The following is a 10,729-nucleotide window of genomic DNA, read 5'->3' on the forward strand; positions in this document are numbered from 1 at the left end:
AAATCATTTTACAAGAGTTGAGCGGAGACCGACTGAGGAAAGAATGCCGAGCAGAGAAATTACGCCTGCTCCAGTCATTGCTGCGCTAAAGCCATTCGTAAATGCAGTTGTCGTCACAACATCTCCAAAAGCATAGAAAATGATGACAGAAACCGTGATTCCTACTGCACCACCAAGGAGCCGAAACATGTTATAAATCCCTGACGCTTTAGCAATCTCGGCTCTGCCGACAGATCCAAGTGCTGCTTTCTGCAATGCGGGCCCTGCCATTGAAATTCCAGCACCCGCAAGGATAAGCGGAATAACCATTAGCCAATATGGGTTACCTGATACCGAAGTCAGCACAATCCATAAATAGCCTATTCCTTGAAGAAGCAGACCAGTGATCGCTACCAGGCGTTCACCAAATTTATCGACCGCTTTTCCAGCTATTGGCGCGACAATGACCAATGTCCCTGTCCAAGGCAAAAGTTGAAGTCCGGCTATCAATGCGTTTGATTTATCTGCAACCTGTAAATATTGGGGTAAAAAGAACACTACGCCATACATGGAGGCGTAAAGCAGAAAAGTAGAGATGACTCCACCACTGAAAGTCCATGATTTAAAAAAGGAAAGTGGGATCATTGGTTTTTTTTCATACCTCTGTCTCAAAACAAAAATGATTCCCAAAACGATGCTGAGCACGCCAACAATTAGTGTTGAAGTCTGAACCATTTTAGAAGTACTTTCTGATAACGCCCAGATAATTCCCGCCGAAGAAAGGACAATGAGTATAGAATCAATGATGTTTAAATGATTGCCCTCTAGCTGAGTTTCTGGTAATTTACGTTGCGACAGATAAATACCAACAAGACCTATGGGAACATTGATCCAGAAAATCCATTGCCAGGCAAGCAGAGCAACAATCAGGCCACCCAGTGCAGGCCCTACAATGAGAGCAAGTCCGCCTATCCCACTCCAAATACCCAGAGCCTTTCCGCGTTCGGAAGGAGGAATGGATGCCGTTAATATGGCCATCGACATAGGGGTCATTACAGAGGCACCGATTCCCTCTATGACCCGGGAAGCGATCAAAAGATCGATATTACTTGATAATGCACAAAAGACTGAACCCAAAACAAAGATAAAGAGACCGATATTATACAGCCTTCTGTGTCCGATGCGATCTCCAATCGAAACACCAATCAATAAAACAGCTGCAATTGTAATGTTATAGGCATTGAGCGCCCATTGTAGCTCGCCAACCGAAATTCCAAAGTCATTTCGAATCGCTGTTGACGCGGTTGTTACAATCATCGAATCCATCATCGCCATGAAGAAGCCAAGCGATGTGAGCACGAGTACCCAAGTTGGATTTGTTTGTTTATTTACCATTGGATACCGCCCTCCTGTCAACTCCACTGAGATGCTCAATAATTTTCTGCAGAAATATCTCTGGAGACGTTACTGGGACAACATGCATTGCGCCTGGAATGATCTGTATTATTGAATTGGGAATTATTTTTGCAGCTTCCTTTGCGACAAGCCTATACGCAGGACGAGCATACTCACCATAACTTATAGTAACAGGGCACAAGATTCTTTTTAAGTCCTCCGAAGAAGCTGGTAAATTTGGGGCACTCCGTTCAGTAAACATCAACGGAACTGTGCTTGCATTATCAAAGAATCTCTGTTTTAGTTCCTCATCGAAATCTTCAAATACTCCTTCCCGATTGCAGGCTCCATTAACAATATATTTAACAGCTTCTTTTGTATTCCCAGCTTTTACTGCTCCTATAGCGGGGCCAGCCATTTCTACACGATCACGCTGGATTTGCTGCAATATTTTTTTATCTAAAACAAAAGATGAAATGCCAGGTTCATAAGCAAACACGGATTTAACCAGATCCGGCCTTCTTGCAGCAACCAGCAAAACAAGTGACGCTCCATATGACCATCCAACGAGGTGAACAGGCGGAGTACAAACTTTTTCTAAGAAATCAACAATATCTTCTATATGATTATCAACACTAAAATTACTTTCTCTGAACTCCAGCGAGTCTTCCCAAAAACCCTCGAGCGTAGGAAAAAAAAGATGACCCGAATCGTACCAATGCTCTCTTACCTGTGACCAAATCCGTCGATCGGAAATATAGCCATGAACAAACACGATCTCTTCGCCCTGCCCGACCTCGTCATAGCATAGGGCACGATTGTTACTCATCATTTCTCAGCTCCTTGTTTGCTAACCATTTTCGATAACTCGGATCGAAATATCTCCTGAAATTTATCAACAAATTCAGGATTGAGGATTGTATGGTGCTCTCCTGGAACTTCTATGTACCGCACAGGGGAGCGAGAATATTTATCCCACTTCTTTAACATTGTTTCAAAGTAATCCGCTTTACTTCCCCATATCGGTTGAGCATAAAAGACGGTAATGTCATTTACGCTTCCCTTAGGTTTGTAAGAACCTCCAATTTGAGAAAGACCATAAGCCAGATCGTTCCAGTGTTTAAATGTCGTCAAATCTTGTCCAAGCTCTCGAATTCTCGAGGTCGGTGCCAATGAAAAAAGATAGTCTACTGGATTTATATCCTCAGATTCTCTTAGATAATTACCAAGAGTATCAAGTTGACTTTTATCAATAAAGCCGAGAAAGAAAGACAACATAAGAGCACTTTCTACCCTATCAACCTTACCTCGTGGATGTTCAATTACTGGCGGAGCATCAATTACTAAAACATGTACCTTCTCTCCCATCGCTTCCAAAGTTTGTGCAACTGGTAGTGAAACTGGACCACCATAGGAATATCCTGCAATGTAGTACGGTCCATGTGGTTGATATTGCTTAATAGCAGCAGCATAGGTCGATACAAGTTCATCAAAAGATTCAAAAAATTTCTCGTTTGGATTGAATCCACGTGCTCTTAAAGCATAAATAGGTCTTTCATCCATGAAAAAATTAGCCAGATTTACAAAAACCAGAACCTCTCCGACTCCTGGGTGAATCATAAAAATGGGTGCTCCAACTCCTTTTTTCTGAAGCGGCACGATTGGATTGTATTCTTTATTATTAGCTGTTTTAGAAGAAGCAAGATGAGCTATGCCTCTAGGTGTAGGGTCTCGAAGCAAGTCTACTAAAGAAAAATTCCGTTTGGTGTCAAATTGTCCTTTAAGACTAGTAAGTAAACGTAATATCTCTAGCGATGTACCACCTAGTGAAAAGAAATTACTAGTCGCACCTATTTCTCCTGTTGAAATCCCTGTTATCTTAGAAAATAAATTGATTATTTTCTCTTCGTATCCATTCTCAGCAGGCACAATTGGTGGAGTATATTCTTTTTCTAAACTAGCAAAATCTGCTATTAAGCTATCAAACTCTCCTGATTCGTATTTCTTTCGCAGCTTAGAACGCTGAATTTTACCAAGACTTGTCTTAATAAGTATATCTTTGGATACAGGAAGCACTAAAAGAGGACGGAATCCCCAGCGTAATATTGTGATATTTCTAATCGCAATGTTAATATTCCTAAGTTGTTGAGGTGTATTATAATCACTCAGTGGAGTATAGAAAACAACAAGTGACTCGGTATCCGATCCAACTGGCCGCGTTGAGAATGCAGCAATAAAAGAAGGCGCTATACCTTCAAGACTTCCAATTACTGTTTCCAGTTCGTAAAGAAAGTAATTGTTACCATTAACAATAATGCTATCTTTACTTCTCCCTACTAAGCGTAAAGATCCTGAGTCAGGCTCAATAATGCCAAGATCTCCTGTTTTAAACCATCCATCTTCAGTAAATGCTTCCTTTGTAGCTTTTTCATTGGAATAATATTTATTGAAGATCATAGCACCGTGCAGCTGAAGTTCCCCTTCTTGGCCTGGGTTCATGACCTCCCCGTTTTCCCCAAGAATTCGAATTTTCAAACCAGGAATAGGTTTCCCGAGAGTTGCGAACTCACTCTTGCCGATTTCATTCTCAAAATTAGTTGAATAGATTGATCCAGCACAGGTTTCAGTCATACCAAATGCTGGCCAAATGACTGAACGTTTCATACCTAGATCTGCAAATGCATTTAAGAAGCGGTCTCCCGTTTCACATACGTTAGCCTCACCTCCAGAAATAATACGTTTGAGGCAAGAAAAATCCATTTGCTGAATTTTTTCTGGCAAACCATTTGTACCATCTATCAGTGAAGTGATTTGTCCCAGTAGGAAGTTAGGTGTAAATGTATGTGAAACTCGATATTTGCTAATTATTTTCAAAAAAAGAGTGGATCTGAAACAATATCAACCGCTGGAACTTGAATCTGCGTTGAGCCCGTGAACAATGGCAAGAAGTGGCACTCTGTTAATGCCGCAACATGATCAAAAGCAATCCAATTCATGGTAATATCGGTATCCTCTATTCCTGTAGCAAGTCGCTTTCCTTCTAATGAATTAAGGATATTTTCATGAGTCAGAGTAATTGCTTTCGGAGCACCTGTTGAACCAGAGCTCAGCATTAAAAAGGCAATATCCGGAACATTATCGCTATCGACTTTTGCAGGTGCAGATACAGGGTTATGTAAATCTTCTACCTTTAGGATTTTGTTATCTACATCAAATAATTTAAGGTTACGCGATGAAATGATAAAAGTGGGATTATTAAGCAATTTTGATATATGGTTTAGATTGCCTCTCCATACTTCCATATCTGCAACTCGTGGAATTATTGGGCAAGGTATTATTCCTCCCAAAACACAGGCCCAAATTAAAGGAATGAAATCAGAGTGTTCCTCTAGAGCTAAGACGACAATATCTCCAGTTTTAATTCCGCTTTGATGCAAATTGTTAAGTATCAACCTAGATTCGTTATAGGTATCAAGATAAGTGGTGATTTTTTCCCCTCTAGAATCTACATAAATAATTGATTTGTCTGGAAAATTCTCAACAGAGTAAGAAATCATTTCGGAAAGATTTGCTGGATACCGATGAAAGCCCTCTTGTATTCCACGTTTAGCGGTAATATTATCGCTTATCATAATTATCCCCATCTCCTTTATCAGTTCAAAAGTACAAATTGTTTTAAACTATAATATATTATACCGCTAATGCATTAATGGTTCAATAGTACAAATACATTTGAACTTTAATGTAGTATACCACCTATATATTTACTTTTCAAGAACGTTATCTAGTTTAATATTTCTCAAATCAACTTTCACAGTTCAAAAATAAGGACGTGACCCTGGAATGGTCAGACGGAACCACGTTTCTCCCCGTTAACTTTTCCCTGCTCAGTTTAGAAAAAACAGTGATAAATAGGATTCATGCTGGTATCGACAAGAAGTGTTCCGGATACAAACGTCGGATCAAAGCCTTGCAGATAGCTCCAGATCAAATTCCTGCCATGGTGGAACGGATGTCAAGGGGGTTCATGCCCCCTATGTCCTGATGGACAGTTGGTTCACACAGCAGCTGCTGGTCAAAGCGCTGACCGGTCAGGGACTAGATGTCATTAGCATAGTGAAAGCGACAAATCAGCGTTATCAGGTTGACCGAAACAGTTTGGATTAAAACCTCTGTTCCGGCTCGCTGAACCAGTCACCAGTCAAAAAGGCATTCTGTGTTCAATCCGCACCACCCTGCCAATTGGATTCCGTCCAAAGTGGTTTTCGCACAAAACCGTTACCAGCAGGACCGCTGGATTGTCATTTTTAGTACCGACTGCACGATGACGGAATATAAATTATCCGAATCTAAAGAAGAGACGGGACATTGAGTTCTTCTTTAAAACGACCAATTTTTTCTAAAACTACAAAAATAATTTTAGGGACGGTCGTATGACCCCATGATCAGCCATACAGCAATCGTATTTACTCGGTTCATTCTTTTCTGGACTGGCGAAACCGCTGCAGTTCGGACGAACGGACACTAGGCGGCATGTTCTAAGAACCTTGCGACGAAATAAGGACCCTGGATTGGGGCGTTGCCCTGACCCATCTACTTGACCTTTTCCATTTAGATTTAGCCGAAACCAAAAATACAATCAAGAAGTGTATCGTCTGTCAACTCCAGCAATAGATTGACAGACTACCCAACTATATCAGGGTTTACCTACCAGGATTAAGCTGCGAAAGTTGCGTTCTCAATAAACAAAAAATTTCTAAATTCAAAGAGAATCTAGAAATTTTGTCACATATTTATCAAAGATATCATAATTAAGAGAAACATATTTCTCTCTGGACTGCTTTCGTGTAAGAATTAATCCTGCTTCTCGAAGAATTTTAAAATGATAAGAACCTGCAGATTTACTCATTTTAACTATCTCTCCGATTTCACCACAACTTACCCCTCGATTTACCTTTTTTAAATATCGAATAATCTCCAATCTGATTGGATCCGATAGAGCCTTAAAAACTTTTACTCTTAATTCATCTTCTTGTTTTTCTGTTAGTTTAATAATCATAATACTATTGTATCAACTTCAGAGAATTTTATCAACCGAAATTACTATTGAATAAAATAGATACACCTCTGAATTGGCTATAATAATATAATGAGCTCACTGATGAAAACCACCGTACAGCTCATTCTATCTACAAGCTTAGTATAAAAATTTTTTATTCTATACCTGATTTTATAATTGTATTCTACTAAAATCTAATCGAAATTCAAACGGCTTTTATTGAATATAGCTCACTGGATTAACTGCCCCTTTATGTGGTGGTGGAGTCCAAGGGCCTATATACAATTCAAAATGCAGATGAGACCCAAATGATTCGCCTGTATTACCCATTCCGCCAATCACTTGTCCCTGAGTCACTCGTTCACCTGTAGATACATTATAAGCGTTTAGGTGAGCATAGACCGTCGTATACAATTTTCCATCAATTTGATGGGAAACCATTACCGTATTTCCATAACTTGAAGATTGATACGCTCTGAAAACTACTCCGTCAGCTGCAGCCTTAACTGGTGTTCCCTCACTGTTAGCTATATCAATTCCTGGATGAAAGCTGTTATCAAATGACCGATTACCAAACCCAGATGAGATATAACCCTGAGTAGGATTAATAAAATCTGATTTGTTTAACGATAACTTTTTTAATGATAAAGTCGATGCTCTATTTTCTGCTGAACTCGTTTGAGCCTTTACAATGTCCTTTTCTTCCTTCTTATCCATTGACTTTTCTTTAATTTTGGATGCTTCTTTTCTTAATAACGCTAACTCATTTTTTTGATCTTTCTGTTTCTGAAGTAGATCATTTTCTAATTTTTTTAGATCTGCCAATCCATTTTTCAGATTTATCAGTTCTTGTTTTAGTATCTTTTGTTTTGATACTTGATCCTTCTTATCTTTCTCTTGAGCAGTCAGTATTTTGTTATCTGTTTCAGTAATCAATTTCAAGGCGAATAATCGATCCAGAAAATTTCCAAAACTATCTGCACCAAGAAGAACATCAAGATAACTGATTGCCCCTCCATTTATGTAAATGGAACGTATCCGTTCTTTTAATAATTTATCCCTAATACTGATCTGTTTGGTAAGCCGATCAATCTGATCTTTCATCGATTCGGATATTGCTTCACTTTCAACCAGTTTAGATTGTTTATCTGCTACACTTCTTTTTATCTTCTCAATCTGCTTTTCGGATGATTTAATTCTATTTATCGCTACATCTTGTTGTCTATCATTCTTCGACAACTGTTGCTCAGAAGATAAGCTTTGTTTCGTATTGAATTGACGTTCTGAAGTGGCGTGTGCGTAGCTCTCCGTATAACTCGTTATCAACAAAAACGCTGTACCCAAGATCATTGTTGTGCGTAAATATTTTCTTTTCACTACTATCTTTCCCCTTTAGCTTCTTTTCTTTTCTTTGGAGTTTTAAGGTGAAAGACCCCCGCTAGAGCCATTAATCATATCGTAACAGTTCAATATGACAAATTTCGACATGTTTCGATCTCAATATTATTTCGTTTAATTAATTAATCGCGATTTATTTTTTTATCTGAAACCTCCTCAATTTCTCTATAATGTGGTTTAGTTATTAAAATAATGATAATCAATAAATGTGTGGATTTTGTGTGGAAACTATGTAGAAACAAATTATGTTGTAAGATTTAGAACATGTTGATGAACATCACTAAATACGATGATTGATAGAAATAAATTGAGGAATAAATATGAAGGAAAGAGCTGTTCATGAATATTCGGAAATGGCAAAAAGTCATGGAAACAGATCAGGTGCTCACCCTGTCGGTGGGTGCTTCTCAGTTGATTTCCGTGATTTGTGAGAAAACCAATTTAATGAAACGATCAATCATCTGCCGGATTGGGATGAGATCCGTTCGAAAGCCTCTCTCGGCGTTCGGTCGAGCGTTGGATCACCTGCACGAGGCCGGCCCCTGGCGTGTGTATTCCACCCCTGTCTCTTTCCGCCTATCAGAAACCGGGTCTCCCGGTGTCCGGTGTCCGCAGCGATACCACATCCTATTTGTTTTAGGGCAGCTACACTTCGCCAGATGGGGCGGACGGGACACCTGCCATTACGTATGGCTACAGTAAACAGCATCATCCTGATTTGAAGCAGATCGTCATCGGGGTTATACTTTTTTAAATTATGAGAAAAAGCCGATTTCCCATTTTTAAGGAAAAATGGGAAATCGGCTTTAATTTGTTTCTTTATTATTAACATTGTTATCCTGCACAACAAGAAAGTGTAGATATATCTTTGTCAAATGTGAGTGCTGCTAACCTTAAGCCTTCGGCCATAGTGAGATAAGGCGTGAGGGTATCTTGAAGATCTTCCACAGTCATCCCAAACTTTACGGCTAATGTCGCAGCATAGATCACGTCTCCCGCATTTTCAGCAACAATATGGACGCCCAAGACCTTGAGTGTCTTTGCTTCTGCCACTAATTTAAAGACACCAGTCGTCTCTCGATTAACGATTGCTCTGGGCACGGTACTTAAAGGCAGAACAGACGTTTTTACCTTAAGGCCTTTTTTTATTGCCTGCTCTTCCGTTAATCCAACCATGGCAGTTGATGGAGTTGTAAACATAACGCTCGGTACAAAGTCTAAGTCGGTTTTTTGACCAAGTCCTCCGACGGCATTGTCTGCAGCAAGACCGCCTTGATAAGCAGCGACATAGACGAATTGCGGGCCGAGCGTGACATCCCCAGCTGCATAAATACGTGGATTGGTCGTTCTGGAAAATTCATCAATGAGGACTTCACCCCGGGTACCGACCTTAACGTTTGCTGAATACAGATTTAAGTTTGCTGTGTTCGGTTTGCGTCCTGTTGCGACAAGCAACTGCTCTGCTTCAATAACTTGTTCCTTACCCTCAGTCTTTATATGGACTTTCTTTATCTGCCCGTCTTGTTCGATACGCTTGAATTTTATTCCGGTAATAAAATGAATACCTTGTTGTGTTAAAGCTCGTGTTATGGTTTCCGATATTTCCGGATCATATTTTTTTAATAATTGATTGCTCTGCTGCATCAATGTTACTTCCGTACCTAAATGATGAAAAAGCTGACCTAATTCAAAACCTACATAACCGGAACCGATGACCGCAAGACGTTTCGAGATCTTTTTCAGTTCAAGTAAAGTTGTGCTGGTTAAGAAATCCACATGATTTAATCCGGGAATATCGGGTATGAGCGGTGAAGCACCGGTGGCGATTAAAAAACGCTTTCCCGTCAGTTGTCTGCCATTCACTTCGATCGTTTTTTCATTGACAAACTTTGCCTCTCCTTTAATAAGTTCAAAACCATAAGTTCCAATTAAATTTTCATACTTTTGGATCCGTAATGTTTCAACCAATTCATTTTTTTGCTCAACCAGTTGCGCTAAATCAGCTTCAGCTGCTGAAGTGTGCAATCCCTTGAATGGATGATTTTTTGCCTGGTTATTAATTTCCCCGGCTCTGAGCAAGGTCTTAGAAGGAACACAGCCGATATTAACACAGGTACCGCCAACTATACCTCGTTCAATCATTGCCACTCTGGCGCCATACTCTCTGGCTTTAATGGCTGAAGCAAAAGCCGCACCGCCAGAGCCAATAATAATGTAATCGTAGTCGTCTTCTTTATCAGAATCTCCTTCTGATTGGATCTGCATAAAATTTACAGGTTGATAGTGTGCTTCAACTATTGCCCGTTCCACAGTCTCCTTTTTAATACTAACCGGGAGCCCAAAAAGAGCTTCCCCACGTTGATAATTAACCTTAATGTTTCTTGCACCAATATGTTCCAGAGTACTTGCCACATGGTCTTCACACCCGGCACAAGTCATCCCCTGAACAGTCATTCGATACGTTATCATATGATTTCCTCCTCGTATTCTCACATTAAGGATTCAATAATGGGGCACTCATAAATCTCTTTATTCTCAGGACATCTTTTTTTCAGATCGACAAGCATCTTTTCAAGTTTGTTTAATTCCTCGATTTTATGCTGTATCTCACCAATCTTGTTAACGGTAAAATCATATATATCTCTGCACTTCACTTCATTGCGGTCAACAACGCCTAACAACTTGTCAATTTCATTCAATGTAAATCCTAATCTCTTCAACTTTTTAATAAAATTCACTCGGTCCACTGTTTGAGCCTTATAGATACGGTATCCTTTCGCTGTACGAGAGGGAATTGGAATTAGCCCCAGCCGTTCATAGTACCGGATCGTTTCTTTGTTGACGTAAGTTCGGCTGGCCAGCTGTCCGATTCGTAACCCCATTTGTTTCACCTCATAT

At 39.8% G+C, this 10,729-nt stretch carries 9 protein-coding genes; 1 reads left to right on the top strand and 8 read right to left on the bottom strand.

Annotation, left to right across the window (positions count from 1 at the left end):
• Positions 1 to 3: 3 nt before the first annotated feature.
• Genes GMB86_RS13655 through GMB86_RS16035 form a run of 4 tightly spaced genes read right to left on the bottom strand, consistent with a single transcriptional unit; the run spans position 4 to position 5,006 of the window.
• The gene (locus GMB86_RS13655; protein ID WP_093672811.1) at positions 4 to 1,374 is read right to left on the bottom strand and encodes an MFS transporter; all 1,371 of its coding nucleotides are present in this window, start codon (positions 1,372 to 1,374) and stop codon (positions 4 to 6) included.
• Positions 1,364 to 2,203, bottom strand: a complete 840-nt coding sequence (locus GMB86_RS13660) for an alpha/beta fold hydrolase (protein WP_010024632.1) — start codon at positions 2,201 to 2,203, stop codon at positions 1,364 to 1,366. The genes GMB86_RS13655 and GMB86_RS13660 overlap by 11 nt, the downstream gene beginning before the upstream one ends.
• A complete protein-coding gene (locus tag GMB86_RS16030; protein ID WP_268987318.1) occupies positions 2,203 to 4,248 on the bottom strand; it encodes a non-ribosomal peptide synthetase in 2,046 nt (681 codons plus the stop codon). The genes GMB86_RS13660 and GMB86_RS16030 overlap by 1 nt, the downstream gene beginning before the upstream one ends.
• Complete coding sequence (locus tag GMB86_RS16035) at positions 4,245 to 5,006, bottom strand: AMP-binding protein (protein ID WP_196220236.1); 762 nt, start codon at positions 5,004 to 5,006, stop codon at positions 4,245 to 4,247. Before GMB86_RS16035 ends, GMB86_RS16030 begins: the two co-directional genes overlap by 4 nt.
• 412 nt (positions 5,007 to 5,418) lie before the next feature.
• Between GMB86_RS16035 and GMB86_RS16040 the strand changes: the two genes are divergently transcribed.
• Positions 5,419 to 5,541 carry a hypothetical protein gene (locus GMB86_RS16040; protein WP_268987319.1) on the top strand — a complete coding sequence of 41 codons (123 nt, stop codon included), beginning with the start codon at positions 5,419 to 5,421 and terminating at the stop codon, positions 5,539 to 5,541.
• A gap of 595 nt (positions 5,542 to 6,136) precedes the next feature.
• Here GMB86_RS16040 and GMB86_RS13675 read toward each other — a convergent pair.
• The 4 genes from GMB86_RS13675 to merR all read right to left on the bottom strand — a co-directional run bounded on the left by GMB86_RS13675 (position 6,137) and on the right by merR (position 10,713).
• The gene (locus GMB86_RS13675; RefSeq protein WP_155220841.1) at positions 6,137 to 6,433 is read right to left on the bottom strand and encodes an ArsR/SmtB family transcription factor; all 297 of its coding nucleotides are present in this window, start codon (positions 6,431 to 6,433) and stop codon (positions 6,137 to 6,139) included.
• Positions 6,434 to 6,649: 216 nt separating this feature from the next.
• Positions 6,650 to 7,810: a murein hydrolase activator EnvC family protein gene (locus GMB86_RS16115; RefSeq protein ID WP_010024625.1), complete on the bottom strand. Its 1,161-nt coding sequence runs from the start codon at positions 7,808 to 7,810 to the stop codon at positions 6,650 to 6,652.
• 855 nt (positions 7,811 to 8,665) lie between these two features.
• A complete protein-coding gene (gene merA, locus GMB86_RS13685; protein ID WP_155220843.1) occupies positions 8,666 to 10,300 on the bottom strand; it encodes a mercury(II) reductase in 1,635 nt (544 codons plus the stop codon).
• Between the two features lie 20 nt (positions 10,301 to 10,320).
• Positions 10,321 to 10,713, bottom strand: a complete 393-nt coding sequence (merR, locus tag GMB86_RS13690; RefSeq protein ID WP_010023125.1) for an Hg(II)-responsive transcriptional regulator — start codon at positions 10,711 to 10,713, stop codon at positions 10,321 to 10,323.
• Positions 10,714 to 10,729 lie beyond the last annotated feature (16 nt).

Origin of the sequence: Terrilactibacillus tamarindi (assembly GCF_009718825.1) — a bacterium.
GTDB classification, from domain to species: Bacteria; Bacillota; Bacilli; order Bacillales; family Sporolactobacillaceae; genus Terrilactibacillus; species Terrilactibacillus tamarindi.